We start from the raw sequence: 26341 nt of genomic DNA on the forward strand, positions 1-26341 counted from the left end.
CGATCCTCTCGGCCGGGCGGGTGATCAATGCGCGATCGCCGTAGGATCGTTGAGCCGGATTCAACGATCGAGGGACGGGGCGGGATGCTGGAGCGGTTGGAGATCGAGGTCTTCCTCGCGCTCGCCGGGGAGCTGCACTTCGGCCGGACCGCGGAGCGGCTGCACCTGACCACCGGGCGGGTCAGCCAGGTGGTGAAGAAGCTGGAGCGCCGGATCGGCGGGCAGTTGTTCGACCGCACCAGCCGGTCGGTCCGACTCACCCCGGTGGGGCGGCAGTTGGCGGACGACCTGACCCCGGTGGTGGCGGCGATGGAGGCGGCGCTGCGCCGGGCGGAGGACGCGAACCGGGGCGTCACCGGGGAGCTGCGGGTGGCGTTCCTCGGCGAGTGGACGGCGCCGGTGCTGCTCAAGGCGGTCGCGCTGTTCGGCGAGCGGCACCCGGACTGCCGGGTGGACGTGCGGGAGGTGCAGCTCTCCAACTCCCGGGCGAGCCTGGTGGACGGTTCGATCGACGTCCTGATCGCCTCCTACCCGTTCGACGGCATGGCCCGCGGGCCGGTGCTGCTGACCGAGCGGCGGGTCCTCGCGGTGGCGGCCGGACACCCCTTGGCCGGCGAGCGGTCGGTGTCGCTGGAGGTGCTCGCGGACCATCCGGTGGTGCAGTACCCGGAGGTCACCTCGGCGGGCTTCAAGCGCGACCGCACCCCCGGCCGGACCCCGTCCGGCCGCCCGGTGCCCAAGGGGCCGTCCGGCGGCACCTTCTCCGAGATGCTCAGCCTGGTCGCGATGGGCCGCGGCGTCCTCCCGGTCGGCGAACACTCCCGCCGCTACTACCCGCGCCCGGACGTCGCGTACGTGCCGATCCACGACGCGCCCCCGATCGAGCGCGGCCCGGTCTGGCTGGAGAGCAACACCACCGCCCGGGTCCGCGCCTTCGTGCGGGCGGCCACCGACGCCGTCGCGGAGTCGGTCGACCGGGCGACGCCGTTGTGCGTGCCGGCGGAGTCACCGGTGCCGGCGGAGTGACCGGTGCCGGCGGGGTGGCCGGTGGGGGTTTCAGGAGATCGCGCGCAGCCGGGGCCGCTCCGGGGCGAGCAGGCGGTCGAGGTGGGCGGCGGTGTCGTCGTCGGCGGGGAGCAGGACGAGGAGCTGCTGGGCGTCGTCGGTGAGGTCCAGGGTCTCGCGGTGGAGCCGGAGTTCGGGGCCGGACGGGTGGCGGAGGCGGAGCGGGCCCCGGCGGGGGACGAGGTGGTTGCCGATCCGCCGGGTGAACTCGGGGCCGGCGAGCGGGGCGAGTTCGGTGCTGAGCCATTCGGCGGACTCGACCGAGGGCCCGAGCCAGATGTCGAAGGCCTGCTCGTCGGCGATGTCGTCCCAGTCGGCGAACAGGGTGCGGGCGCGCGGGTCGGTGAAGACGTAGCGGGTGAGGTTCGGGGCCGGGGCGTCGAGCAGTCCGGCCGCGCCGAGGACGGCCGCGTAGCCGCTGGTGTGGGCGAGGACGTCGCCGAGGCGGTTGGTGACGGCGGCGATGCCCGGTTCGAGCAGGCGCAGGGTCTCGCGGACGGTGGGGCGCAGCTCGCGCGGGGCGGGGACGGGCCGGGCGTGGCCGGCGCACGCGCCGCCGGTGATCTTGGTGAGGTAGCGCACGTGGTTGCGCTCGGCGGGGTCGAGACTGAGGGCGTCGGCGAGCGCGTTGACCACGGCGGTGGAGGGGTTGCGGTCGCGGCCCTGCTCCAGCCGGGTCAGGTACTCGACGCTGATCCCGGCCCGGACGGCCAGGTCGGAGCGGCGCAGGCCGGGTGAGCGGCGGCGGCCGTGGTCGGGCAGGCCCAGCGTCTCCGGCTGGATGCTGTCGCGCTTCGCGCGGATGAAGTCCCCCAGTGGTGTGCCCATATGGCGAGCGTACGGTTGATCGTCGCGTGGAGGGTGGCCCTGCGGGGGCCAGCCTGGGCACGGCCTGGTTGCGGCCGTGCGGCGGGCGGAGAGTGGTCGCCATGGAGACGAACACGCACAAGCTGGTGATCATCCTCGGCAGCGTCCGGGAGGGCCGGTTCGGCCCGGTGGTGTCCTCGTGGGTGGCCGAGCAGGCCGCCTCGCACGGCGGCTTCGAGGTCGAGACGGTGGACCTCGCCGAGATCGATCTGCCGCTCGAACTTCCCGCCGCCTCACCGAAGTTCGCGGGTGACGGGTATCCGCGCCCGGCCGGGATGGCGAAGCTGACCGAGGCCCTGGAGGGCGCCGACGCCTTCGTCGTCGTCACGCCGGAGTACAACCACAGCTACCCGGCCTCGCTGAAGGCCGCGATCGACTGGCACTTCACCCAGTGGACGGCCAAGCCGGTCGCCTTCGTCAGCTACGGCGGCGCGGCCGGCGGCCGGCATGCCGTGCTGCACCTGGAGAACGTGCTGACCGAGCTGCACGCGGTGACCATCCGGGACGGCCTGGCCTTCCCGAACTACTTCACCGCCTGGGCGGACGGCCGCCCGAACGACCCGCAGGCGCCCGGCTACGCCAAGGTCCTGCTCGACCAGCTGTCCTGGTGGGCGGGCGCGTTGAAGAACGCGCGGGCCGCCGCGCCGTACCCGGCGTGACCGGAACGGCGAAGGCGCCGGAGCGGGGAAAGGGACCGGGGCAGGGAAAGGGACCGGGGCAGGGAAGGCGCCGGAGCAGGGAGGCGCCTCAACCCGCCCTGCGCCGACGGTAGTAGTGCACGGTGAGCACGGCGAGCAGCGGTCCCCAGGCGGCCAGCGGCAGGTAGCCGACCCAGAACGCGACGGTCTGCCAGCCGTGGGTGATCAGCCCGATGTGCCGGTCGCCCCGGATGGTCAGGCCGAGCGAGAACATCACCATCGCGTACGGGAAGACCATCAGCGCCGCCGAGCCCAGCCCGGCCGGGACCACGGCGGCGAGCACCGGGACCGGGCGGCCGCCGAGGACGGGGATCCAGCGCGGCCACACCTCGCCCCAGCGGGCGACCAGGCCGAAGCAGAGGAGCGCCAGCGCCTCGCTGACCACGCTGAGCGCCAGGATGTACGCCCAGCCGCCGTCGAACGAGGCCGGGTCCTGCTCCGGCGGCGTCGGGCCGTGGTCGAGCAGCGGCAGCCCGAGGATGAAGCCGCCGATCCGCCAGAGGCAGGAGGGCAGGACCGCCAGGGTGATCGCGTAACCGGTCCGGACCGCCCAGCGCGGTGTGCCCGGTGCGGGTGTGCCGTGCAGTCGTGCCGCGATCGTCCGTGCGCCCATGGTTCCGCCTCCGGCCCGGGCGGACGCCGTCCGTCCGCCACCGCTCCGACCCTCCCGGAGCGCGCGGGCGGGGGCGTCCTCACCCGGGCTGAAACCGGGCGCGCCCGCTCCCCCGGGCGGGGGAGCGGGCGGTCGCCGCAGTGACGAGGTCAGGGCAGCAGCAGCCCCCAGGACAGGGCCCAGGGCAGAAAGACCACCCCGGCCAGCAGCAGTGCGCCCAGCCGGACCCGGTCGGCCGCCGGGGCGGCGGCCAGGGCGGCCCGCTCCCGCCGGGCGCCGGCCGCGGCGACGGCGGCCGCCCCGAGCGCGAACAGCGCGAGCAGCTGGACGGCCAGCCAGACCACCGGGCGGCCGAACAGGACCGGGCCGGGGAACATCGCGGCGGTGACCGTCAGGAAGAGCAGGTACCCGAGGGCGCCCAGGAGGGCGGCCGTCCCGGTGAGGGCGGCCCAGCGGGCGGCCCGGGGCAGGGCGGCGGGGCGCGGCCGGCGGCGCAGGCGGCGGGCGGCGCCGGTCAGCGCGTAGCCCGCGAAGCCGGTCAGGCACAGCAGGGTGGCGACGGCCTCGACCCAGGTGGACTCGTACCAGGGGAGCGGATCGAGCGCGCGGCTGCGGGTGTCCTGCTGCGGGGCCGGGTCGGTGGAGGCGGTGGGCAGGCCGGTGGCGAGCCGCTGGATCCAGGCGGACTCGGCCTCGGCGTAGTCCGCCGGGAGCCGGTCGGGCCGGTCGTAGCCGTCGTCCGCGGTGAGGTGCAGGTTGTGCCGGACGTCGGGGACGGTCCGCAGCGTGTAGTGGGTGTTGCCGCCGCGGTCGAGGGCCCGGCGGATGATCGTCGCGCTCTCCTCGGGGGCGGCCTCGCGGTCGAGGGTGCCCCACTCGGCCAGGACCGGCTGCCGGACCCGCTCCCACGCCGGCACCGGATCGTAGTCGGCCTGCGGGAAGAGTCCGGCGGCGGTGAGCTGCCGGACGGAGGTGTCCGAGAGCGCGTCGATCAGTGAGCCGTGGACGCCCGCGTGGCGCAGGTAGCCCCGGTACGCCCAGGCCTGTTGGCGAGCGGGGGTGAGGCCGACCGCGCCGACGGTGACCAGGTACGTCGCCTCGGTGGTGCGGGTGGCGGCGAGCGAGGCCACCCAGGCGCCCTCGGACAGGCCCCACAGGCCGACCCGGTCCGGCGCGACCTCCGGCCGGGCGCGCAGCAGCCGGACGGCGGCCAGGGCGTCCTCGGCCAGCTGCCCGTAGTCCCGGTGGGTCATCGAGTAGCCGTCGGTGCGCTTGTCGAAGACCAGCGTGGTGACGCCGTGCCGGGCGTACGCCTCGGCGGCGGCCCGCAGTTCGGCCAGCGGGCCCGGCCCGGCCCCGGGGACCATGACCAGCCCGGGGCCGCGGGTGCCGGCCGTCGCGGCGGGGGCGGCCAGCAGCAGGCCGTGCAGGACGGTGCCGCCGGCGCCGGTGAAGTCGACCGGGTCGGCGACCGGACTGCCCGTCGCCGACGTGGCGCTCGCGGGTGTGGTGCTCGCCGCCGTGCCGCTCACGGCCGCGGCACCCGCCGGTCCGCCGGTGAGGAGCAGCCCCGGCAGGGCCGCGAGTAAGGCGGTGAGCAGCAGCGCCGCTCCGGTGCGTGCTGATCGGACGGGTCCGGTGCTCATCGCCGCTCTCCCCCGGTCGTTCTCCTCCTGTGGGTTCCAGCCTGGCGGGCGGCGGAGTCCGGGGCGATGGTGGTCGCACCCGGACCGGGGGTGGGGATGTCCCCCGGAAGCGCCCCGGGCACCCGGGGCGTCGCGGAGGGCTCAGCGGACCTCGTCGGGCCCGGTGAAGTCGGGCGGTGTGTACCCGGGGCCGGTGAAGTCGGGCGGGGTGAAGGCGGCCGGGCGGGTCGTGCGGCCCCGGGGGTCGGTCAGCCCCTCGGGGCCGGGGCTGGTGAACGCGGGCGAGGTGTAGCCGGGGCTGCTGAAGTCGGGGCCCTCGTGGCCCGGGCCGTCGTGGTCGGGGCTCTCGTGGCCCGGGCCGTCGTGGTCGGGCCGGGCGGCCGGGCCCGGCACCGGCGGCAGCGCGTCGAGCAGGTACGGGAGGATTCCGCGCTCGCGCAGCGCGCCGCGCCACTCGCGGTGGGCGTCGCCGAGTTCGGCGGCGAGCTCCGGGTCGGTGCCGGCCGGGGCGGTCGCGGCGCCTTCGCGCAGGGCGGTGAGCAGCAGCCCGATGACGCCGATGGCCATCGCGGCGACCCCGGCGGCGAGGGCCACCCACCCGGCCGTGACCAGGGAGCGGGCGAGGGCGAGGTTCGGACCGGCGGCGCGCAGCAGGTAGCCGATCAGCAGCAGGAACAGGGCGGCGGCCCAGGCCAGGATCGGGGTGAGCACGGTGAGGACGGGGAACAGTCCGGCACCGCCGCCCCCGGAGCGCAGCTGGCTGAGCAGCCCGGGGGCGGCCGGTTCGCTGCCGGGCGGCGGCGGGGGCGTGCTGTGCAGGCTCTCGCGCAGCCGGGTGTAGTGGGTGTACTCGGTGGCGGCCGCGGCGTTGACGCGGTCGGCGTCGCGCAGGGCGCGGATGCGCAGCTGGTCGGTGGTGAGCGCGCCGGGTGCGCGCAGGGCGGTGAGGACGGCGCGGTCGCGCAGGGCTTCCGTGAGGAGGCGCTCGTACTCCGGGCGGTCCTCGGCGAGCAGTGGCGGGGGGTTGGACATGGGGACCCCGTTCGTGCGGACCCCGTTCGCTCCGCCCCGGGGGCGCGCGGCCCTCAGGACGCCGAAACGGGCGCGGAGGCGGGCCGCCGGACGGGCGGCCGGGTGTGGTGTGCCTCATGGTAGGGGCGGGCGCGCCCGGGCTGACAGTCGGTTTCCGGAATTTCGCGCCCCGGGACGCGCGCGTGCGACCGCCCGAGCGCCGGGAACAACTGTTCTACGGCGATGGTCGGTTGACGATCGGTCGGCAGCCGGAGGGCGATCCGGCCGATGGAGCGGCCGCGCGCCTCAGCCGATGGGCAGCCGGGCGACCAGCAGCCGCCCCTCCATGGTGACGCCGCCGTCCATCGCCACCGCGAGGTCGTCCGCGTACACGTACGGCCCGGGGATGTGCGGCGGCTGGCCGTCGTCGTTGTGCACCGCGCCGGTGAGGTACGGGATGGGGCTGTGCCCGTGCACGATCCGGCTGCCGCCGTAGGTGTCCAGCAGCTCGTGGACGGCCATCGGGCCGGCGTCGCCGCGGAAGGCGAACCGCTTGGTGAAGCGGCGGAAGCAGTCCCACCACTCGTCCACGCTGCCGTCGGCGAGCAGGCCGTGCACCGCGTCGTTGACGTCGGGGATGGACTCGCCGTACTCCAGGTACGCGGTGGTGTCGGAGTGCAGCAGCAGGTGGCCGTCCTCGACCGCCATGGCGGGCAGCCGGGAGAGCCAGCTGATGTGGTGCGCCTCCAGCCGGTCCAGGTCGCTCTGCTGGCCTCCGTTGAGCCGCCAGGCGGCGAGGAAGGAGGCGGTGCCGGCGGTGGACTGGACGGGCTCGTCGCCGTACTTGGCGGCGCCGAGGAAGAGCAGTTCGTGGTTGCCCATCAGGGCGCGGCAGTAGCCGCCGGCCGCGGCGGCCTCGGCGGCCAGCTGCATGACCAGGTCGATGACGCCGATGCCGTCGGGGCCGCGGTCGGTGAAGTCGCCGAGGAACCAGATCCGGGCGCGGCCGGCCGACCAGTGGCCGTCGGCGTCGATCAGGCCCTGGCCGTGCAGCGCGGCGCGCAGCTCCTCCAGGTAGCCGTGCACGTCGCCGACGACGTAGACCGGGCCGGGGGGCTCGCCGGGGCCGGGGGCCGGGTACGGGTAGGTGGGCGCGGCGGGGTCGGGCAGCGGCGGGCCGAGTTCGATCGTCGGCGGGTCGTCGCGGCCGTCGAGCCCGAGTGCGGGGGAGGGCTGGTCGGGCAGGGTGGGTTCGTAGCCGGTCTGGTCCCGGCCGTCGTAGCCGCCCTGCTCCCGCGCGTCGTAGCCGGTCTGGTCCTGGCCGTCGTAGCCGGCCTGCTCCCGGCTCTCGTAGCCGCCTTGCTCCCCGCCCGCGTAGCCCGTGCGCTCCTCGTACCCGGGGCCGTCCTCGTAGCCGCCCTGCCCCTGGTGTCCCTGGTGCTCCTGCTGTCCCTGGTGTTCCTGCTGTCCCTGGTGTTCCTGATGTCCCTGCTGCGAGAAGGCCGGGGCCTGGTCCATGCCGATGCCCTGGGCGTGCACGGTGTGGCCCTGGCCGTCGGCGGGCCAGTGCTGCTCCAGGTAGCGGGCTCCGCCGTAGCCGCTGTAGGTCTCCCCGTCGTGGCCCTCCCCCTCGTAGGGTGCGGCGGGGTAGCCGGTGGCGGCGTCGGGTTCGTAATAGGTGCCGTACGGCAGCACGTCGAGGTCCGGCTGGTGGCGGGGGACCGAGTGGGGGTGCTCGGGCCCGGGGAAGCGGTCCTCGGGTGTCATTCGCCCATCATAGGAAGACCACTCTCCCGGCGTCGTCACCTGGTGGGTATCCAATCCTCCGGAGCGTCAGCCGGGCGGTCCCGCAAGGTCCGTTTTGTCCCGGCTCGGCATGGTCTCGTCAGCTGTGGCGGGGCCGCGCGGCCCGGCCTCGGGGCCGCTGCGGCGTGGTGGTCTATACCTCGCCCGGGGCCCGGGGCGGGCTGACGGTGGTGCGCGGACTCCGGCGCTGGGAGGACGCGCGGACGATCAGCTCGGTCGGCATCAGGGTGCCGGGCGGCGGCCCGGTGCCGGCGGTGCGGAACCGCGGCGGGAAGAGCCGGGCGATGTCGACGCCCGTCCCGGAGTCCACGCCCTCGATCGCGTCGATGAGCAGGTTGACCACCGTGGTGCCGATCTTGCGCGGCTTGAGCGAGAGCGTGGTGATCGGCGGCTCGGTGGTCGCGTAGACGTCGCTCTCGCTGCAGCAGACCAGCAGCAGGTCGTCCGGCACCCGGAGGCCGTAGCGGCGGGCGGCGGCCAGCAGGTCGGTGCCGTTGGGGTCGAACAGTCCGTAGACGGCGTCCGGCCGGTCGGGGCGGGCGAGCAGCCGGTCGGCGGCGACGGCGCCGGCGGCCGGGTCGTGCGCCGGGTAGGTCTCGTACACCGGCTCCTGCCCGACCTTGGCGCACCAGCCGAGGTAGGCCTCGGTGGAGAGCCGGGTGTAGGTGTCGGTGCTGGTGCCGGTGAGCAGGCCGATCCGGCGGGCGCCGGCCTCGGAGAGGTGGTCGAGGATGCCGAGCACGGCGGCCTCGTGGTCGTTGTCGACCCAGGCGGTGACCGGGCAGTTGCCGGGCTTGCCGTCGCTGACCACCGGCACGCCGGACCGGTAGAGCTCGCTCACCAGGGGGTCCTGGTCGGGCGGGTCGATCACCACGGTGCCGTCCAGGGCGATGTTGCCCCAGACGTCGTGGCGGGAGGAGGCGGGCAGCACCACCAGCGCGTAGCCGCGGCCCAGGGCGGCGCTGGTGGCGGCCCGGGCCATCTCGGCGAAGTACGCGAACTCGGTGAAGGTGAACGGCTCTTCACCGTAGGTCGTGACGGTCAGGCCGATCAGGCCGGACCGTCCCGTGCGCAGGGTGCGGGCGGCCGCGGAGGGGCGGTAGCCGAGGCGCTCGGCGACCTCGCGCACCCGGCTGCGGGTCTCGTCGGGCAGGCGGCCCTTTCCGTTCAGCGCATCGGAGACAGTGGTGATCGACACTCCGGCGGCTGCTGCCACATCCCGGATGCCGGCCCGTTCCAGACGCCGTGAGGTGGTGGGACGCCGACCGCTCTGGTTGGCTGCTGCTGTCATGGCGGACCGATCGTATGGCTCCTGACAAGGGTCTGTGACCGGCGCATCGGAAGCCCCCAGAGATACGTTTCTCCAAGAGTGAGCCGGGGTGCGCCCCTTCGATACCCGCCTGAAACCAGGCCTCTTACCTCTGACATGTGCCAAAGGAACCGGGCAGAATGGCTGATCTGCGCCTGTAACCCGACCGGGCATCTCACTCCTACGGGTGAGGGCGGTCGGTATCGTGCAAGGCACCCGACCGGGGAGTCCGGGCGCGTCACGAGGTCCCGGGCACGGAGGCGACCCCGTCCGTGGCGGGCGAGCGCACCGGAGAGTTCCGCAACTGGAAACGGAGTACGACCGTGAGCAGTGGTACGTCAGCGCAGGGCCCGCGGCTGCGGCCGACCCTCGACGGCATCCCCACGTACAAGCCCGGCAAGCCGGCCGGCGCCGACGCCTACAAGCTGTCCTCGAACGAGAACCCCTACGAGCCGCTGCCCGGTGTCCTGGAGACCGCGGTCAAGGCGGCCGGTTCGCTCAACCGCTACCCCGACATGGGGGTCACCGAGCTGACCTCGGTGCTGGCCGAGCGCTTCGGGGTGCCCGCCGAGCACATCGCCACCGGCACCGGCTCGGTCGGCATCGCCCAGTCGCTGGTGCTCGCCACGGCCGGCCCGGGCGACGAGGTGGTCTTCGCCTGGCGCTCCTTCGAGGCGTACCCGATCGTCGCCACGGTCTCCGGGGCGACGCCCGTCCCGGTGCCGCTCAAGGCGAACGGCGACCACGACCTGGACGCGATGCTCGCCGCGGTCACTCCGAACACCCGACTGATCTTCGTCTGCAACCCCAACAACCCCACCGGCAACGTGATCCACCGCGCCGAGCTGGAGCGCTTCCTGGACGCCGTCCCCGGCGACGTCCTGGTCGTGGTGGACGAGGCCTACATCGAGTTCATCCGCGACCCCGAGGTGCCCAACGGCATCGACCTCTACCGGGACCGCCCGAACGTGTGCGTGCTGCGCACCTTCTCCAAGGCGTACGGCCTGGCGGGCCTGCGGGTCGGCTTCGCCATCGCGCACGAGCCGGTGGCGGCCGCGCTGCGCAAGGTCGCCACCCCCTTCGGCGTGAGCCGGATCGCCCAGGACGCCGCCATCGCCTCGCTGCGCGCCGAGGAGGCGCTGCTGGAGCGGGTCGAGGCACTGGTCGAGGAGCGCACCCGGGTGGTGGCCGGACTGCGCGCCCAGGGCTGGGAGATCCCGGACTCGCAGGCCAACTTCGTCTGGCTCTGGCTCGGCGAGCGTTCGCCGGAGTTCGCCGCCGCGTGCGCCGAGGCCGGCGTGATCGTGCGGCCGTTCCCGGAGGGCGTGCGGGTGTCGATCGGCGAGGCCGAGGGCAACTCGATCTTCCTGTCGGTGGCGGAGGCCTTCCGCAAGTCGCTCTGACGTCCTGTTGGTGGCCGCAGGGGCGTGCCGGTTCTCCGGTGCGCCCCTGCGGCGTTCCGCACGGCTGCCGCGGGTTCCGTACCCTGCGGCGTTCCGGGCGGCTGCCGCCGGTCCCGCCCGACTCCGTGAGAACGCCCTCAGAACGTCCTGCCGGATGCCTGGAGGTCGCTGGGAGCCCGCTGGGAGTTCCGTCAACGGCCGCCCACGGGGCCGCCAAGACGCCCGCACGGGAGGGGTGCTCTGTCCGCAATGCCCGGATCCGGCCGGTCAGGCTTCTCCCAGCCGGCGTCCAGGACGACGCAAGAGGGCCCCGGGAAGCTGTCCGGCATGAAGGTGCTCCCACGGCGGCGAGGCGCCGTCCTCGTCAATTCCGCGCTCGGCGTGGCCCTGCTGGGCGGTGCCGCCCTGGTGTACGCCACGGTCAGCGGCAGTTCCGGCCCGGCTTCCGCGAAGCCCGTGGCCCGTACCGCGACGGTGGCCAAGGGCACCGTCCTGGCCACCGTGTCCGGATCCGGCACCCTGGTCTCACCGACCGACGCGGCCCAGGACTTCACCACCGGCGGCAGGCTCACCGCGGTCGAGGTCGCGGTCGGGGACGCCGTGAAGAAGGGTCAGGTGCTCGCCACCGTCGACACCACGGCGGCCCAGCAGCAGGCGGACGCGGCCCAGGCCGCGCTCACCACGGCCCAGGCCAACCTCACCAAGGCCCAGGCCGGGGTCACCACCACGACCACCGAGCAGCTGCCGGGCGCCACCTCCGCCGCCTCTCCGGGCGCCGGGGCCGGCAGCGGTGGCCGCGGGGCGGGCGGGAGCAGTACGCCCGCCCCGCAGACCACCACCATCACCACCACCAAGGTCGACGACGCGGCCGTGGCCCAGGCCCAGCAGCAGGTCGCCACCGCGCAGACCAACCTCGCCAACGCCCGGGCGGCGCTGACCGGCACCACCCTGACCGCCTCGGTGGACGGCACGGTCGCCTCGGTCTCCGGCAAGGTCGGCGACACCGTCGGGCCCACCGGCTCCGGCGCCTCCTCGTCCTCCGCCACCAAGTCCACGGGCAGCGGCGCGAGTTCGACGTCCGCTCCGAGCGGCTTCATCGTGCTCACCAACCCGACCGGGATGCAGGTCACCGCGAACTTCTCCGAGCTCGACTCGCTCAAGCTGAAGAAGGGCGAGGCGGCCACCGTCACCCTGAACGCCCAGTCCGACACCAAGCTCAACGCGACCGTCCTGTCGGTCAGTTCGCTGCCCACCGGCAGCGGATCCGGCGGCGCGGCCGGCTCCGCGGCCGTCCAGTACGCGGCCACGCTCCAGATCACCGGCGACACCAGCACGCTGCGCACCGGCCTCAGCGCCACCGTCCAGGTGATCACCGGCGAGGCCGACAACGCGCTCTCGCTGCCCACCTCCGCGCTCTCCGGCACCGGAACGTCGCGCACCGCGACCCTGGTGCAGCCGGACGGCGCCTCCGAGCGGGTCACCGTCGGCGTCGGGGTCGAGGGCGACAGCACGGTGCAGGTGGTCTCCGGGCTGAAGGAGGGCGACAAGGTCGAACTCCCCACCACCAGTGGCGGCAACGGCTTCCCGAACGCCTCCTTCCCGGGCCTCGGCGGCAACCGGGGCGGGGCCGGGGGAGCCGCGGGCGGCGGGGTCTTCCCGGGCGGCGGAGGTGGCACCGGCGGCGGGGCCGGTCGCGGCGGCAAGGGCTGAGACCGATCATGCGTCACGTCATCGACAAGCGCGTCCCCGCGCATCCCGTCCCGGTGATCCGGATCCGCCGGCTCACCAAGGCGTACGGGCACGGCGACGCCACCGTGCACGCGCTGCGCGGCCCCTCCGACCCGGAGACCGGCGAGCCGCAGGGCGTCGACCTGGACATCGAGCAGGGCGACTTCGTCGCCGTGATGGGCAGCTCCGGCTCCGGCAAGTCCACCCTGATGAACATCCTCGGCTGCCTGGACGTCCCGACCGCCGGCCGCTACCTGCTGGACGGCACCGACGTCGGACACCTGGACGAGCAGCAGCTCGCACTGGTGCGCAACCGCAGGATCGGCTTCGTCTTCCAGTCCTTCAACCTGGTGCCCCGCACCACCGCCCTCGCCCAGGTCGAGCTGCCGCTCGCCTACGCGGGCGTCCGCACCGCCGAACGGCGCCGCCGGGCGATGGCCGCGCTGTCGCTGGTCGGGCTCGCCGAGCGGGCCGGGCACAAGCCCAACGAGCTCTCCGGCGGCCAGCAGCAGCGCGTCGCGGTGGCGCGGGCACTGGTGACGGCGCCCGCGATGCTGCTCGCCGACGAGCCGACCGGCAACCTCGACAGCCGCTCGACGGAGGAGGTGCTCGCCCTGATCGACGGGCTCAACGCCACCGGCCGCACGGTCGTGCTGATCACCCACGAGGACGAGGTCGCCCGGCACGCCAAGCGGGTGCTGCGGCTGGTCGACGGGCAGATCGTGAGCGACCTGAGGCAGGCGCCCGTGGAGGGGCCGCCGCCCTTCCTGGACGCGGCGTTCGCGGAGGCCGCGGTCGCGGAGGTGTCGGCGTGATCCTCTGGCAGACACTCCGCTTCGCGGTCGGCGGCCTGGCCGCCAACAAGGTGCGCTCGGCGCTCACCATGCTCGGGGTGCTGATCGGCGTGGCCTCGGTGATCCTGCTGCTGGCGGTCGGCAACGGCTCGTCCGTGGCGGTCAAGGACTCGATCACCTCGCTCGGTACCAACTCGCTGACGGTCAGCTCCGGTTCGGCGAACGGCGGCTCCCGGGCCACCTCCGCGGTCAAGAAGCTCACGGTCGCCGACGCCAAGGCGCTGGCGAGCGACGGCGACTCGGGCGCCATCAAGTCGGTCGCCCCGGTGGTCACCACCAGCGGGACGGCGCTGTACGGGAACATCTCGTACAGCCCCGGCTCGATCGTCGGCACCTACCCGTCGTACTTCGAGACCGCCAACCAGAAGGTCGCCCACGGCGAGTACTTCACCGACGACGACGTGCTCGCCTCGCGCAAGGTCGCGGTGCTCGGCGCGACGACCGCCAAGCAGCTGTTCGACACCGAGAACCCGGTCGGCAAGTCCGTCGTCCTCGGCGGCACGCCGTTCACCGTGGTCGGCGTGCTCCAGGCCAAGGGCGGCAGCGGCTTCACCGACCCGGACGACGTGGTCATCGCCCCGCTCCCGACGGTGCAGAACGCCTTCACCGGCTTCGGCCCGGTCAACCAGATCCTGGTGCAGGCCTCGAACGCCGACAGCACCACGGCGGCCCAGTCCGAGATCACCCGGGTGCTGCTCGGCACGCACGCCATCGCCGACCCCACCAAGGCGGACTTCCGGATCACCAGCCAGGCCTCGCTGCTCACGGCGCGGGAGAGCACCACCAAGACCTTCACCGTGCTGCTCGGCGCGGTGGCGGCGATCTCGCTGCTGGTCGGCGGGATCGGCATCACCAACATCATGCTGGTGACGGTCACCGAGCGGACGCGCGAGATCGGCATCCGCAAGGCGCTCGGCGCGCCGCGCGCGGTCATCCTCGGGCAGTTCCTCACCGAGTCGACGCTGCTGTCGGTGATCGGCGCGGGGCTGGGCGTCGCGGCCGGGATCGCCGGCTCGCACTTCAGCATCGTCGGCATCACGCCGGTGGTGATCCCCGAATCGGTGCTCGGCGCGTTCGCCATCGCCGTCGCCATCGGGCTGTTCTTCGGCAGCTACCCCGCCAACCGGGCCGCCTCGCTGCGGCCGATCGACGCCCTCCGGCACGAGTAGGACTCCACTGTCATGAGCAAAGAGATCGCCAGGGTCAGCCCGGACGCCGGCACTCCGGCCGAGCAGGTCGCCCTGCTCGCCACCCCGCCGGACGCCCGCGACGTGAGCGCCGAACTGGCCGCGCCGCCCCGGCGGAAGCTGCCCTGGCTCAGCCTGGTGCTGGCGGGCGGCGTGATCGCCACCGGGGCCTTCGCGGGCGGAGTCTGGTACCAGCAGAACAACGGGACCCCGGGCGGCGGGAAGTCCTCCGCCCGGCCGGCCGCCGCCGCGGCGGCTTCGGGCGGCGGCTACGGGCAGGGGCAGAACGGCTCCCGGCGTGGTGGGCAGGGGCAGGGGCAGGGCGCCGGGCAGGGGGCGGGCCAAGGGGCAGGCCAGGGCGGGCAGAGCAAGGGAGGGCAGGCCGGCTTCGCCCGGGGCACGGTCAAGGCCGTCGACGGCAACACGGTGTACCTGACCGACACCAACGGCAACACCATCAAGGTCACCACCGGCGACGCGACGAAGGTCCAGCTCAACAAGGAGGGCAAGGTCGGAGACCTGCAGCCCGGCCAGAGCGTGACCGTCGTCGGCACCCCCGACGCCAACGGTGGCTACACGGCCAGCCAGCTCGTCGAAGGCGCCGCCGGTGCGGGCGGCTTCGGTGGCTTCGGCGGTGGTGGCGGGGCCGGTGGCGGTGCCGGGGCCGCTGGCGGCGCTCCCAGGAACCCGTCCGGCGGCTGACCCGGAGCCGACGGACGACCGCGAGGCCCTCGCCCCTTCGGTGGGCGAGGGCCTTCGCATGTGCTCAGCGCGGTACGAGGTGCCTCACCGGTTCCACACCGATTCCCGGTCCAGCTCCCGGAGCAGGTGGAGGAGGTTGAGGAGAGTGCTCACGGGCGCGTTGCCGAAGTCGACCAGGAGACGGCCGTCGAGGATGGTCTCACCGGCGGAGGCCGAGCCCCAGAGCAGCCCGTACGGGAGGCCGCGCCGGTGCAGCTCCCCGAGCAGCACGGTGATGTGCGCGGCGGTGAAGTCCCGCATCCGGGGGTCGTCCGGCGCGACCGGTTCGCGGGTCACGCGACGGAGTCCAGCTCGTACCAGACCGTTTTGCCGCGCTTCTGGGGGTCGACGCCCCAGCGGTGGGTGAGCCCGGAGACGAGCTGGAGGCCCCGGCCGGTCTCGGCGAGGAGGGGGAGCGGGCGTTCGTGGGGGAGGCCGGCGCTCTCGTCCGCGACGCAGACCCGGAGGGTGCGGTCGTCAAGGGAGAAGTAGACGACGGGCGAGGCGGTGTGGGCATGCCGCCACGCGTTGACGATGAGTTCGCCGAGGGCGAGTTCGGCGTTGAAGATGGTCTCGGTGTCCCAGGCGGCGCGGGTCAGGACGTCCCGCAGGGCCTGCCGGGTGAGGGTGAGGGAGGGGGTGTTCAGGGTGCACACAGGAACCTCCGAGAGGCATGAGTGTGGAGGGGGAAGCCGTGAGCCAGGCCAGGGGGTGGTTGCTCTTCGGCGGGAGGGCAGCAGGCGCCTACTGCGCTGAACCAAAGCGTGTCTGACGATCCATCGGATCGTTCTGAGGATGACGATAGCGCGCGTCACCACAGATTTGTGGCGATCGGCGAGAAGTTCCCCCGAACGGGGCTGGCAGACTGGTCCCATGGCCCTTCGATCGAACCCAACGCTCCGCCAGTTGAGGTTGGGTGCCGAACTTCGCAGGATGCGGGAACAGGCCGGTCTCGGCGGCAGCCAACTCGCCCGCGCACTGGGCATCAACCCCGCCCACGTGACCCAGATGGAGAGCGGCAAGACCGGCATCAGCGTCGAACGCCTGCGCACGATCGCCGCGTTGTGCATGTGCGTCAACGAGCCCTTGATCGACGCGCTCGCGGACATCATCACGGACCGGGACAAGGGCGGCTGGTGGGAGGAGTACCGCGGAAACCTCTCGCAGCACTTCCTTGAGATGGCCGAGATGGAGAATCGTGCCCACGCGCTCTCCACTTACACTATGGCCTTCATTCCGGGGCTGCTCCAAACCACTGATTATGCTTCTGCGGTCTTTGCCCGAGGATTCCCACTCCTCCCTCGGCACGAAGTGGACCTGAGGGCGGCCTTCCGCATACGACGGCAGAACGTGGTTCGTTCTGGTGAGACTCCGTACTCGGCCTTCATCCATGAGGCTGCGCTACGCATGCAGTTCAGTGGCCCCAAGATTCAAGCCGAGCAGCTCGGTGGCCTCATTGAGGACTCCGAACGGTCGAGTATCTCGATCCGAGTCGTACTGTTCGAGGTGGACACTCTTCCGGTCAACCATGAGAACTTCACCTACGTTGAAGGCCCGATCCCCGAGCTCGACACCGTACAGATGGACTCAGGCCTCGACAGTGTGATTTTCGACGCGCCAGCTCATATCGCCCAGTTCCGCTCCCTGCTTGACGGGATCGATTCAGCGGCGCTCTCGGAGGAGGATTCCCGAGAGTTCATTCAATCCATCAAGAAGGATATGGAAAGAAAAAATGCCTAACTCCACCTGGCAGAAGTCAAGTTACTCGGCTGCGAACTCTCAATGCATCGAGGTCCGTCCCGCCGGCGGGGTGATCGAACTTCGTGAGTCCGACGAGGGCGACGTCATCGTCCGTACGACCGCTCGCAAGTTCGCCGCCTTCCTCCAGGGCGCGAAGGCGGGCGAGTTCGACCGCCTGGCCACCTGCCACGCCTAGCGAACCGTTCCGGCGGCCCCTTGCTCCTCCGCAAGGGGCCGCCGAAAAATCGATGGCCGGGTTCGGCAGTACCCGATGAAGATCGCTGGATGCATCCCTTCCTGCAGACCGACCGTCTCCTCCTGCGGCCGTTCACCGAGGCTGACGTCGACGACCTCTACACGCTGGACAACGACCCCGAGGTCATGCGTTTCATCAACGGCGGCAAGCCGGCGGACCGCGAGGCGATCCGCACGCGGACCCTGCCCCGCCTCCTCCACGTCCACTCGTGTTCGGGTACCCGGGGCTTCTGGGCGGCCCAGGAGAAGACCACCGGTACGTTTCTGGGCTGGTTCGAACTCCGCCCGCTCGACGACCACGATCCCGCCGTGGTCGAACTCGGCTACCGGCTGAACCGGTCGGCCTGGGGCAGGGGTTACGCCACGGAGGGTTCGCTGGCCCTGATCGGCAAGGGGTTCGCCGACCTCGGGGTGGAGCGGGTCACCGCGAACACCATGGCGGTGAACACGGGGTCCCGGCGCGTGATGGAGAAGTCGGGACTGTCGTTCCTCCGGAGCTACTTCGGGGACTGGCCGGAGTCGATCCCCGGGTCCGAGCACGGCGAAGTCGAGTACGAGCTCCTCAAGGAGACCTGGGAAGCGCGGGAAGTCGGCCGGTCCGACTTCCTACGCAAGTAGCGGTAGTTCGTGCCGGTGGCCCCTTGCGTCTCGCAAGGGGCCACCGGTCGATGCGTGCGGTGCCTACGGCTGGATCACGAAGTACACCATCATGCCCGCGGTCAGGCACAGGAAGAGCGCTCCGGCCACCGGCGCCAGGGACACCATGATCCGGTACGTCCGCGTCGGCTGCGGCGGCACCGCCGGCGCCCAGAACAGCACCGTCGTCAGCGCGACGATCCACCACCAGGTGGCCACGCTCAAGCCCAGTGGAGACACTCCCCCACCCCCCAGGTCACGGACGTTCGTTCACGTCCACTCCCGAGCACACCAGCCACGCCACCCACAGCCCTGCGCCGACCGAACTCCGCAGGATCCCGGCCGAGTTGCCTGCCGGATCCCGGCAAGCACGCTCAGTCGAGGCAGAACTCGTTGCCCTCGACGTCCTGCATCGCGAGGCAGGACTCGTTCTTGTCATCGGCGACCAGCAGTTGCACCCGTGTCGCGCCGAGCGCGACCAGCCGGGCGCATTCGGCCTCCAGCACCGCCACGCGCTCCTCGCCGACGAGTCCGGTGCCCACCCGCACGTCGAGGTGCACCCGGTTCTTCACGGCCTTGCCCTCGGGGACGCGCTGGAAGTACATGCGCGGGCCCACGCCCGTGGGGTCACTGGCGGCGAACCACGCGCCCCGCTCCTCGGGCGGCAGGGTGGCGTTGAAGTCGTCCCACGTGTCGAACCCCTCCGGCGGGGACGGCGGGACGTACCCCAGGACCTCGCACCAGAAGCGGGCGACGCGCTCGGGGTCCGCGCAGTCGAAGGTGACCTGGAACTGCTTGACCGATGTCATCGGGCCACCATAGTCATGACAAGTGGGAACCCGCCGCTCAATTTCCGCCGCGGATCCGCAGGTTGTGGGGCGTTGGGGCTCCTGATCCCGGGTCTCCGGCAGCCCTGGTGCCCGCCTTCGCCGCGTGGCCGAGCCTCGCGGGTGTGGAGTGAGCCGAACACGGAAGCAGTTATCAAATTATGGTCATTAAATATCCGCAATTGACCTCGACGGAACTCGTGGATTTGTGCTCTATGCTTCGGAACCGCGGAAGAATCTCCTATCAAAGGAATCCCATGAGCAGCGCAGACAACAAGAAGTCCCAGTTCGACGAGATCGACACCGACGGCGACGGCTACATCAGCGCCGCGGAGCTCAAGGCCCACCTCCAGGAGAACCCCAAGGTGAGCGACGCCAACGCCGAGGCGCTCTTCAAGTTCGCGGACGACAACAGCGACGGCCAGATCAGCTTCGAGGAATTCGCCGCGGTCGTCAGGTAATCGTCTTTATCGGACGGTCACTCCGCGCTCCGGGAAGTCGGCCATGCCGACTTCCCGCGCACGGCAGTCGCGTCGGCGGCCCCTTGCCTCCCGCAAGGGGCCGCCGGTGTTCCCTCCGGGGGGTGGGGCTGGGCCCACCCCTTCGTGGGGCTGGGCCCATACCCGGCGGCCCGTCCGCTCCGTAGCGTCGTTCCCACAACGACACGGAGGGGAAAGAACCATGGCGACCACGACCGACCAGGACACCTTCACCACGGTGAAGAAGTGCATCGTGCTCTTCGGCGCCGCCGGCGCCGTCGTCCTCGGCACAGTGGCCGTGATGGCGGCCACCGGCCACCCGACGACCCCGTTCATGTGGATCCGCGGGGTGATCTTCCTCGCCATCGCCCCGGTCCTCCACCGGCTGGCCACCCGCGCCGCCGGCGGCTCCTTCAAGGCCTTCGACCGGGTCCGCACCCTCTCCACCGTCATGCCGATCGCCATCATCGCGGTCGACGCGATCCCCGGCCTCTGCCCGGTCTGGTACGCGATCCTCCAGGGCCTCTCCGCCCTCGCCCTGGTCCCCGTCGCCGTCCTCACCCGAGGCTCCGCCCTGAAGGCCGCCTTCCCCAAGGCGGGCTGACGCCCCGCCCACCAACTCGGCGCGGGAAGTCGGCCGTTCCGACTTCCCGCGCCGAAGCTTCTCCCCCGGCGGCTCCTTGCTCCCCGCAAGGAGCCGCCGGTCAACGAGACTGTGGGGCAGGCGCATTCTCGCTTTCGAACACCTGCGTCCTCCGGACATCCTCCCCGGCAGGCTGTCCGATGAGCGGACGACCCGGGAGACAGAACCCGGCGTACAGGCCGACATCGGGAGCCAGGCCTTCCTTCCCCTCCGCGCCCTGTCTATGCGGAAACGTGAATGATCCTTGCCCGCCGACTTGCAGGCTCCCTAGGGTTCTGGTCACCAACCCGCACAGCATGTGGAGGGGACGATGGAGCTCACACGGATCGCAGGCGGCGACCCGAACTGCCGCAACGACGACTGCCCGACGATCTACACCACTGACCGGGGCACCATCGCCGTCCAGGGGTACACCGTGGAGCGGCGGACGCCCGCGGGGGAGTCTGTGGTGGAGATTCCCGAAGACGTGTTGCGGGAGGCGTTCCGTGCTCTTGGATGGTGACTCCTGGCGCCCGTTCTTCGACTCGTTCGAGCGTGAGGCGTTCCGGCTGGAGACCCTGAATTCCTATGCCATGCCCGGTGAGGACGAGGAGTTTCAGGAATTCCTGGCCACTGGCGAGTTGCATATTCCTGCGGACGATCCGTGGCTTGTCCGAGTTCGGAACTACTGTGCGACCGGGCGGTGGATCGGGCGGGTCCACGTCCTGACCAGGCCGCTGTCCGACTACCTGCGCTACGAGTTCGCCGCCTACGCGTACAACGTCGAGGCCGGCGAGGACATCCGGATCCTGGACCTCACCGGACGGGAGAATCCCGGGCTTCCGGAGCAGGACTTCTGGATGTTCGACAGCAGGAAAGTGGTCGACATGAAGTACCGCTCCGACGGCACGCAGATCGCGCGGGATCTCCTGGAGGATCCTGATCTGGAGCAGTACCGGCGCTGGCGTGATCTCGCTCTGTCCCTCTCGGTCCCGTTCACGGAGTACAGCACAGCTTGACCCTCGATCCCGGTAGGGCCGGAGAGCAACGTCGAAACCTTGCAGCGGCGCTCAAGGATCTTCGACGTGCCTCCGGCCTTTCCGGTGAGCGTCTGGCCGTGCGGTGCGGGATGAGTCAGAGCAAGATCTCCCGTATCGAGACCGGGAAGGTTCTCCCCACGGTCGTCGACGTCCAGCAGATCATCGCCGCGGTGGGCATGGACGCTGACCTGGCCCAGGAACTGCTCGACCTGGCCAGCGTGGCCAATGCCGAATACGAGGACGTCCGTGCTTCCGTCCGTCGTGGCCTGCATGTGCGGCAACGCGAACTGGCTGCTCTCGAAAGCGGCGCCCAGCACATCCGCTACTTCCTGCCCGCGATGCCGTCCGGTCTGCTTCAGACACCGGAGTACATGCGTACGGCCATGAGTCCTCCGATCGACCCCATCGAAGGCGATGTGTCCCGGACCATCGCTCTGAAGCTCGAACGCCAGGCCGTTCTCTACGACGAGAGCAAGCGATTCGACTTCCTGCTGACCGAATCGGCTGTCCGTTGGAAACTGTGCGCCTCGCCGATCATGGCCGTCCAGCTGGACCGAATCGCCTCCGTTTCTCAGCTCCCGAACGTCAATGTCGGCATTATCCCGCTGTCTGCCCGGGTGGCCGACGTTCCCTTTCACACCTTCACGGTCTACGGGGCGCAGCTCGTGACGATCGAGTTGTTCACCGGGCGGCTCGTCCTGCGTGATCCCAAGGATATCGATCACTATCGGCAGCTGTTTGATTTCTTTCGCAGGGAGTCGCATGTCGGGGATGATGCCCGATGCCTGCTCGAACAATGGTCAGATGATTTCCGGCGGTCCTCGTAGTATGAGCCGGGGAATTTATGCGGGAACTCGAATAGGCCTGGATGTCCGGAATCCAATGGTCTAGCGTTGCTTTTCGTCCGACATCGCAGGCTATCCGTGGCCGGCGATTCGATGAGTGCGACGACGCGGAGGTACACACGCTCACCACCGTTCTGAGCCGGCCGGGAGGCGTCCCGGTCTTCGACCGCGCCGAGTCCCGGCTGCCGATGGGCGTCGCCGGTGCGACGCTCATGCCCGGGCTGGACGGCGAGAACGGGCCCGGGAGCCCGTTCGCCTTCCGCTTCCTCGTCCCGGTCACCGGGGCCGGGGGGATCCTGGCCGCCGGCATCGGCTACGACGACGAGACGCAGACCTGCACGTACGAGGGCCTCCCGCCCGGCGTCTACATGACCAGCAACCCGCCCAAGACCTACGGTCCGACGCAACCCTCCGGGCAGATGGACGCGCCGGACGACCCGGGAAGCAGCAACGACTGAGATGTCGATCGCCGATGCCGTCCTCGTGCTGACGGGGACTTTCGATCCCACCGCCGACCTCGTGATCGAGGAGCTGAACCGGCGCGGAACCCCCGTCTTCCGGGCGGACACGGCGTGGTTCCCGTCGAGGCTGGCCGTGGTGGCCGGCCTCGACGGGGCGTCCGGTTGGGCCGGGACGCTGGCCACCGAGAGGCGCACGCTGGACCTCTCCACCGTCCGGTCGGTCTACTACCGCCGCCCGACCGCACCGGAGTTCCCCGCCGAGATGTCCGCGGAGGCCCGCAGCGTGGCCTCCGCGGAGGCGCGGCGAGGGTTCGGAGGCTTGCTGTCGGCGCTGTCCTGCCGGTGGCTGCCGCCGCCGGGCCGTGCCGCCGATGCCGAGTACAAGCCGTTCCAGCTCCGGGTGGCGGCCGAGTCCGGGCTTCGAGTGCCACGCACGCTGATCACCAACAGCCCTTCGGCTGCACGGGAGTTCGCGGAGGGCATCGGGGGTCCGGTGGTGTACAAGCCCTTCACGCCGATCCGCGGGACTGTCGGTGGTCGGTCCGTCGCTGTCTACGCGAACGTGCTGGAGGAAGGCGGGACCGATCATCCATCGATCTCCACCACGGCGAACCTGTTCCAGGAGTGGGTTCCCAAGGCCCATGAAGTGCGTCTCACCGCTGTGGACGGGCAGCTGTTCGCTGCGGAGATCCACGCGAACTCGTCAGCAGCAGAAGTCGATTGGCGCAGCGACTACGACAATCTGACCTATCAGGTCTGTGATCCTCCGGCAGCGGTGACGAGTGCGGTGCGCCGCATGCTGGGCAGGCTCGGACTCCCTTATGGGGCCTTCGACTTCGTCGTATCGCCCTCGGGGAAATGGACGTTCCTCGAAGTCAATCCCAACGGGCAGTACGGGTTCATCGAGCAGGCGACCGGGCTGCCCATCACGACCGCGATCTGCGACTACTTGGAAGGGATCGACGGGGTATGACGACCGTGCCCTACGACGACCAACTCCTGCGGGCCCGGATCGCGTTGGCCTCGGAGATCGAGCGGGCGAGCACTGTGCTGTCCTCGCGGGTGGTGGAGGCGTTCCTCAATGTGCCGCGGCATCCGTTCGTTCCCGCGTTCTTCCGGGAGGAGGACGGCGTGCACCGTCCCTGGCGGGCAGGCGACGGCTGGCTGCGGGAGGTGTACGCGGACCGGGTGCTGGTCACCGAGGTCGACGGCATCCACGCGGAGGTGGCCGGCCCGGAGGGGGTGAGCGGGGTGGCGACGTCCTCGTCCACGCTCCCGAGCCTGATGGCCGACATGCTCGACGCGTTGGACGTCAGCCCCGGGGACCGGGTGCTGGAGATCGGCACGGGCACCGGCTACAACGCCGTGCTGCTCTGCCAACTCGCCGGGGACCGGCACGTCACGACCATCGATCGCGGCGAGCGCCTGGTGGCCACCGCCCGTACCCGGCTGGGTGAGGCGGGCTTCGGTCCGACGGTCGCGGTGGCCGACGGAGCCGACGGGTACCCGGGCGGCGCGCCGTACGACCGGATCATCGCGACCTGCGGTGTTCGCCGGCTGCCCCGGGCGTGGCTCGACCAGTGCGCGCCCGGTGGTCTTCTGGTCGTTCCGATCGGCGGCGCGGTGGCCAGGCTCACCAAGCTGCCGGACGGGCGCGCGGTGGGGCGGTACCTGCACCGTCCGGCCGGCTTCATGCCGCTGCGAGACGGAACGGAAGCAGACCGGGAAGTGTGTGAGGAGCACGGCGACAGCCGGATCACGGAGACCTGCGCCCGCGTGTTGGACGACCCGGGGTTCGCGTTCTGGGCCGACCTTCACCTCGGCCCGACCGTCGTCCGCGACGGCCATGTCCTCCGCGACACCGCGGACGGCTCGACCGCCCGCGCGCGGGGCGGCACCGTCACCCTCAGCGGCCCGCGCGACCTCTGGACGGTGATCGAAGCGGCCCACCGGACATGGCTCGACCGGAACCGGCCCCGCCGGGAGTGGTTCACCGTCGAGGCCGGTCCGGCGGGCCGTTTCACGGGCTACACGGCGCCGGACGGCAGCACGGTCCGGTGGCCTGGCTGAGGGAGCAGCACGTCGCCCCGCCGAGCTGATGCTCGGCGGGGCGGGTTGATGCGCGGGACGCGCGGTCAGGGCTGCTGGGGGTCGGGCTGCTGGGGGTCGGGCTGGGGCGCGGTCGCCGGGCCCGCGCCGGGCGCCGGGCCGGTGGGGGCCCCGGTCCCGGTGCTGTTCGGGTTGGTCTTGGGCGCCGGGTCGGGGATGTCGGCCATCGGCAGGGACTGCTTGGGGGTGCCGCGCAGGGCCTGGTTCATGGCGTCCCGCCAGATCGGGCCGGGGCCGTCGGCGCCGAAGACCTCGGGGCGGTACTTCCCGTTGATGGTGATGTTGCGCATCTCCACGCCGCCCTGGGGGCCGCCGATCCAGACGGCGGTGGCGAGCTGCGGGGTGTAGCCGTTGAACCAGGCGGCCCGCTTGCGGTCCGAGGTGCCGGTCTTCCCGGCGATCTGCCGGTTGTCCTCCAGGTTGAGCGCCGCGCCGGTGCCGTTGTTCTCGGTCACGCCGTTCAGGACGGTGTTCAGCGCCCGCGCCGTCGACTCGGAGAACGCCTTCTCGCACTGGCCGGCCGGGACGGGGACGTCCTTGCCCTCGACGGTGGTGATCCGGTTGATGGCGACCGGGGCGCAGTGGGTGCCCTGGGCGGCGAAGGTCGCGTAGACGTTGGCCATGGTCAGCGGGCTCATCTCCTCGACGCCCAGGGCCATCGCGGGGACCTCCTCCAGGGGCTTGCCGCTGGCCTTGGTGGTGATGCCGAGCTTGTTGGCCATCTGCTTGACCGCGCAGAGGCCGATCTCCTGCTCCATCTGGACGAAGTAGGTGTTGACCGAGAGCGCCATCGCCATCTTCAGCTGGTACGGGCCCTTCTCGCTCGCGGACTCGTTGGGGACGACCGTCTTGGGGCGGGCGTCGTTCTTCCAGGTCCCTTCGCAGGTCTTCATCGTCGGGTACTCGAGCTTGTTCGGGGACGAGTACTCCTGGGTGGCCGGCAGGCCGGCCTCCAGTGCCGCGGCCGCGACGACCGGCTTGAAGGTGGAGCCGGGCTGGAAGCCGTTGCCGCCGCCCATCGCCGCGTCGACGTTGAGGTTGACGACGGTCTGGTTCTGGTTGGTGTCCAGGCCGTACGGGCGGGTCTGGGCCATCGCCAGGATCTTGCCGGTACCGGGCTCGACCATGGAGGCGGCGGCGGACACGGTGTCGGTGACCCGCACGTTGGTGCTCACCGCGTTCTGGGCGGCGGCCTGCTTGTCCGGGTCCAGCGTGGTGTAGATGTTCAGGCCGCCCTGGTTCCAGAACTTCTTGCGCTCGTCGGCGCTCTTGCCGAAGACCGGGTCCTGCTTGACCACATGGCGCACGTAGTCGCAGAAGAAGCCCATCCCGGCCTGGGCGGTGATGCAACCGTTCTGCGGGGCCTTGAAGTTGAGGCCCAGCGGGGTGGCCTTCGCCTCCTTCGCCTGCTCGGCGGTGAGGTGCTTGTTCTCCAGCATCTTGTCGATGACGGTGTCGCGGCGGTTCTGCGCGGCCTGCGGGTGCAGCTTCGGGTCGTACTGGGACGGGTTCTGCACCAGCCCGGCGAGCGTGGCCGCCTCGGCGACGGTCAGGTCCTTGTTGCTCTTGCTGAAGTAGCGCTGGGAGGCGGCCTCCACGCCGTAGGCGCCGTTCCCGTAGTACGTGATGTTGAGGTAGTTGGTGAGGATCTGCTCCTTCGGCACCTCCTCCTCCAGCTTGATGGCGACCTTGAGCTCCTGGATCTTGCGGCCCAGGGTCTTGCGCTGGGCCTCCAGGACGGCGTCCCGGTCGTCGCCGGCCTGTTCCACGTTGACGTTCTTCACGTACTGCTGGGTCAGCGTGGAGGCGCCCTGGGAGGCGGTGCCGCTCTCCGCGTTCTTGCTGATGGCGCGCAGCACGCCCTTGAGGTCGACGGCGCCGTGCTCGTAGAAGCGGGCGTCCTCGATGTCGACCTGGGCCTGCCGCATGAACGGCGACATCTGCTCGGCGGTGATGACGGTGCGATCGCGCTCGTAGACCTTGGCGATCAGCCCGCCCTTGGCGTCGAAGATCTGGGTGGCCTGGGTGAGCGGCGGGGTCTTGAAGTCGGAGGGGACGTCCTCGAACCCCTCCGCCGTGTTCTTGGCCGCCAGCCCGATGCCGCCGGCGACGGGCAGGGCGAGGCCGGCCAGCAGCACGCCGGACACCACACTCACCCCCAGGAAGGTCGCACCGAAGCGGGCCAGCCGGAGCGGCGCCTTGCGGGGCGGCTGGGGGGCCGCGTCCTCGGCGGAACTCCATATCGGGGGGTGGTTCGAATCCATTCCGGAATGCTAACCGGTGAAAGTCACCGGCCGAACGGTTTTTCGGGCCCGGTTGTCACGGCTGTGCAACAGGCGGGGGACTGGCTCCGGCAGGGCGGGTCGTGTACGCACTGAATGAATGCGGGGGAATTGGGT

29 protein-coding genes are annotated in these 26341 nt (G+C 71.4%); 18 read left to right on the plus strand and 11 right to left on the minus strand.

Going from position 1 to position 26341, the window contains the following annotated elements; genetic code table 11:
* Window positions 1–84 precede the first annotated feature (84 nt).
* Window positions 85–1026, plus strand: coding sequence for a LysR family transcriptional regulator (locus ACZ6EM_RS12145; protein WP_465772312.1), 942 nt, complete (start codon window positions 85–87; stop codon window positions 1024–1026).
* 30 nt (window positions 1027–1056) lie between these two features.
* On the opposite strand, the gene ACZ6EM_RS12150 is transcribed toward ACZ6EM_RS12145, so the two are convergent.
* Window positions 1057–1893, minus strand: coding sequence for a helix-turn-helix domain-containing protein (locus ACZ6EM_RS12150; RefSeq protein WP_452178387.1), 837 nt, complete (start codon window positions 1891–1893; stop codon window positions 1057–1059).
* Between the two features lie 101 nt (window positions 1894–1994).
* Here ACZ6EM_RS12150 and ACZ6EM_RS12155 point away from each other — a divergent pair, with 101 nt between their 5' ends.
* Window positions 1995–2591, plus strand: a complete 597-nt coding sequence (locus tag ACZ6EM_RS12155) for an NADPH-dependent FMN reductase (protein WP_401052374.1) — start codon at window positions 1995–1997, stop codon at window positions 2589–2591.
* 88 nt (window positions 2592–2679) lie between these two features.
* Here ACZ6EM_RS12155 and ACZ6EM_RS12160 read toward each other — a convergent pair whose 3' ends face one another.
* From ACZ6EM_RS12160 to ACZ6EM_RS12180, 5 genes are all read right to left on the minus strand, one after another.
* A complete protein-coding gene (locus tag ACZ6EM_RS12160; protein ID WP_401052376.1) occupies window positions 2680–3243 on the minus strand; it encodes a hypothetical protein in 564 nt (187 codons plus the stop codon).
* 149 nt (window positions 3244–3392) lie between these two features.
* Window positions 3393–4889, minus strand: coding sequence for an alpha/beta hydrolase family protein (locus ACZ6EM_RS12165; RefSeq protein WP_465772313.1), 1497 nt, complete (start codon window positions 4887–4889; stop codon window positions 3393–3395).
* Window positions 4890–5030: 141 nt separating this feature from the next.
* Window positions 5031–5921: a hypothetical protein gene (locus tag ACZ6EM_RS12170; RefSeq protein WP_465772314.1), complete on the minus strand. Its 891-nt coding sequence runs from the start codon at window positions 5919–5921 to the stop codon at window positions 5031–5033.
* 285 nt (window positions 5922–6206) lie between these two features.
* Window positions 6207–7667, minus strand: a complete 1461-nt coding sequence (locus ACZ6EM_RS12175) for a metallophosphoesterase (RefSeq protein ID WP_465772315.1) — start codon at window positions 7665–7667, stop codon at window positions 6207–6209.
* Window positions 7668–7839: 172 nt separating this feature from the next.
* Window positions 7840–8997, minus strand: a complete 1158-nt coding sequence (locus ACZ6EM_RS12180; protein WP_359905133.1) for a LacI family DNA-binding transcriptional regulator — start codon at window positions 8995–8997, stop codon at window positions 7840–7842.
* Window positions 8998–9338: 341 nt separating this feature from the next.
* On the opposite strand from ACZ6EM_RS12180, the gene hisC reads away from it, so the two are divergent.
* The 5 genes from hisC (at window position 9339) to ACZ6EM_RS12205 (ending at window position 14889) form a co-directional block, all read left to right on the plus strand.
* Window positions 9339–10418: a histidinol-phosphate transaminase gene (hisC, locus tag ACZ6EM_RS12185; RefSeq protein WP_359905131.1), complete on the plus strand. Its 1080-nt coding sequence runs from the start codon at window positions 9339–9341 to the stop codon at window positions 10416–10418.
* A gap of 327 nt (window positions 10419–10745) precedes the next feature.
* Window positions 10746–12128, plus strand: a complete 1383-nt coding sequence (locus tag ACZ6EM_RS12190) for an efflux RND transporter periplasmic adaptor subunit (protein WP_465772316.1) — start codon at window positions 10746–10748, stop codon at window positions 12126–12128.
* An 8-nt stretch (window positions 12129–12136) separates the two neighbouring features.
* Window positions 12137–12961 carry an ABC transporter ATP-binding protein gene (locus ACZ6EM_RS12195; RefSeq protein WP_401048271.1) on the plus strand — a complete coding sequence of 275 codons (825 nt, stop codon included), beginning with the start codon at window positions 12137–12139 and terminating at the stop codon, window positions 12959–12961.
* Complete coding sequence (locus tag ACZ6EM_RS12200; protein WP_401048274.1) at window positions 12958–14169, plus strand: ABC transporter permease; 1212 nt, start codon at window positions 12958–12960, stop codon at window positions 14167–14169. The genes ACZ6EM_RS12195 and ACZ6EM_RS12200 overlap by 4 nt, the downstream gene beginning before the upstream one ends.
* A 12-nt stretch (window positions 14170–14181) precedes the next feature.
* Entirely contained in the window at window positions 14182–14889 is a 708-nt protein-coding gene (locus tag ACZ6EM_RS12205; RefSeq protein WP_465772317.1) for a DUF5666 domain-containing protein, read from the plus strand.
* A gap of 84 nt (window positions 14890–14973) precedes the next feature.
* Here ACZ6EM_RS12205 and ACZ6EM_RS12210 read toward each other — a convergent pair whose 3' ends face one another.
* Window positions 14974–15225, minus strand: a complete 252-nt coding sequence (locus ACZ6EM_RS12210) for a hypothetical protein (RefSeq protein WP_452178394.1) — start codon at window positions 15223–15225, stop codon at window positions 14974–14976.
* Complete coding sequence (locus tag ACZ6EM_RS12215; protein WP_452178396.1) at window positions 15222–15584, minus strand: ATP-binding protein; 363 nt, start codon at window positions 15582–15584, stop codon at window positions 15222–15224. The genes ACZ6EM_RS12210 and ACZ6EM_RS12215 overlap by 4 nt, the downstream gene beginning before the upstream one ends.
* 217 nt (window positions 15585–15801) lie before the next feature.
* Between ACZ6EM_RS12215 and ACZ6EM_RS12220 the strand changes: the two genes are divergently transcribed.
* From ACZ6EM_RS12220 to ACZ6EM_RS12230, 3 genes are all read left to right on the plus strand, one after another.
* Window positions 15802–16668 carry a helix-turn-helix domain-containing protein gene (locus ACZ6EM_RS12220; RefSeq protein WP_452178397.1) on the plus strand — a complete coding sequence of 289 codons (867 nt, stop codon included), beginning with the start codon at window positions 15802–15804 and terminating at the stop codon, window positions 16666–16668.
* Window positions 16661–16864: a DUF397 domain-containing protein gene (locus tag ACZ6EM_RS12225; protein WP_452178398.1), complete on the plus strand. Its 204-nt coding sequence runs from the start codon at window positions 16661–16663 to the stop codon at window positions 16862–16864. Before ACZ6EM_RS12220 ends, ACZ6EM_RS12225 begins: the two co-directional genes overlap by 8 nt.
* A gap of 89 nt (window positions 16865–16953) precedes the next feature.
* The gene (locus ACZ6EM_RS12230) at window positions 16954–17541 is read left to right on the plus strand and encodes a GNAT family N-acetyltransferase (protein WP_452178399.1); all 588 of its coding nucleotides are present in this window, start codon (window positions 16954–16956) and stop codon (window positions 17539–17541) included.
* Between the two features lie 63 nt (window positions 17542–17604).
* Here ACZ6EM_RS12230 and ACZ6EM_RS12235 read toward each other — a convergent pair whose 3' ends face one another.
* On the minus strand, window positions 17605–17784 hold the full coding sequence (locus tag ACZ6EM_RS12235) for a hypothetical protein (protein ID WP_452178400.1): 180 nt from the start codon (window positions 17782–17784) through the stop codon (window positions 17605–17607).
* A 149-nt stretch (window positions 17785–17933) separates the two neighbouring features.
* Window positions 17934–18368 (minus strand): VOC family protein, encoded by a 435-nt coding sequence (locus ACZ6EM_RS12240; protein WP_401056537.1) that lies wholly within the window; start codon window positions 18366–18368, stop codon window positions 17934–17936.
* Between the two features lie 275 nt (window positions 18369–18643).
* Between ACZ6EM_RS12240 and ACZ6EM_RS12245 the strand changes: the two genes are divergently transcribed.
* The 8 genes from ACZ6EM_RS12245 to ACZ6EM_RS12280 all read left to right on the plus strand — a co-directional run bounded on the left by ACZ6EM_RS12245 (window position 18644) and on the right by ACZ6EM_RS12280 (window position 23903).
* A complete protein-coding gene (locus tag ACZ6EM_RS12245) occupies window positions 18644–18847 on the plus strand; it encodes an EF-hand domain-containing protein (protein WP_401056539.1) in 204 nt (67 codons plus the stop codon).
* A 220-nt stretch (window positions 18848–19067) separates the two neighbouring features.
* Window positions 19068–19469, plus strand: a complete 402-nt coding sequence (locus tag ACZ6EM_RS12250; protein WP_465772318.1) for a hypothetical protein — start codon at window positions 19068–19070, stop codon at window positions 19467–19469.
* Between the two features lie 349 nt (window positions 19470–19818).
* Window positions 19819–20010: a hypothetical protein gene (locus ACZ6EM_RS12255; RefSeq protein WP_452186721.1), complete on the plus strand. Its 192-nt coding sequence runs from the start codon at window positions 19819–19821 to the stop codon at window positions 20008–20010.
* Window positions 19994–20506: a DUF6879 family protein gene (locus ACZ6EM_RS12260; RefSeq protein WP_401046130.1), complete on the plus strand. Its 513-nt coding sequence runs from the start codon at window positions 19994–19996 to the stop codon at window positions 20504–20506. Before ACZ6EM_RS12255 ends, ACZ6EM_RS12260 begins: the two co-directional genes overlap by 17 nt.
* On the plus strand, window positions 20503–21354 hold the full coding sequence (locus ACZ6EM_RS12265; protein WP_401046133.1) for a helix-turn-helix domain-containing protein: 852 nt from the start codon (window positions 20503–20505) through the stop codon (window positions 21352–21354). The genes ACZ6EM_RS12260 and ACZ6EM_RS12265 overlap by 4 nt, the downstream gene beginning before the upstream one ends.
* Window positions 21355–21560: 206 nt before the next feature.
* On the plus strand, window positions 21561–21830 hold the full coding sequence (locus tag ACZ6EM_RS12270; protein ID WP_465772319.1) for a hypothetical protein: 270 nt from the start codon (window positions 21561–21563) through the stop codon (window positions 21828–21830).
* 1 nt (window position 21831) lies between these two features.
* The gene (tgmB, locus tag ACZ6EM_RS12275) at window positions 21832–22806 is read left to right on the plus strand and encodes an ATP-grasp ribosomal peptide maturase (protein ID WP_452178407.1); all 975 of its coding nucleotides are present in this window, start codon (window positions 21832–21834) and stop codon (window positions 22804–22806) included.
* Window positions 22803–23903, plus strand: coding sequence for a methyltransferase domain-containing protein (locus tag ACZ6EM_RS12280; RefSeq protein ID WP_465772320.1), 1101 nt, complete (start codon window positions 22803–22805; stop codon window positions 23901–23903). The genes tgmB and ACZ6EM_RS12280 overlap by 4 nt, the downstream gene beginning before the upstream one ends.
* Window positions 23904–23968: 65 nt before the next feature.
* On the opposite strand, the gene ACZ6EM_RS12285 is transcribed toward ACZ6EM_RS12280, so the two are convergent.
* Window positions 23969–26206, minus strand: a complete 2238-nt coding sequence (locus tag ACZ6EM_RS12285; protein WP_452178408.1) for a transglycosylase domain-containing protein — start codon at window positions 26204–26206, stop codon at window positions 23969–23971.
* Window positions 26207–26341 lie beyond the last annotated feature (135 nt).

Source organism: Kitasatospora sp. NPDC041917 (assembly GCF_055589745.1).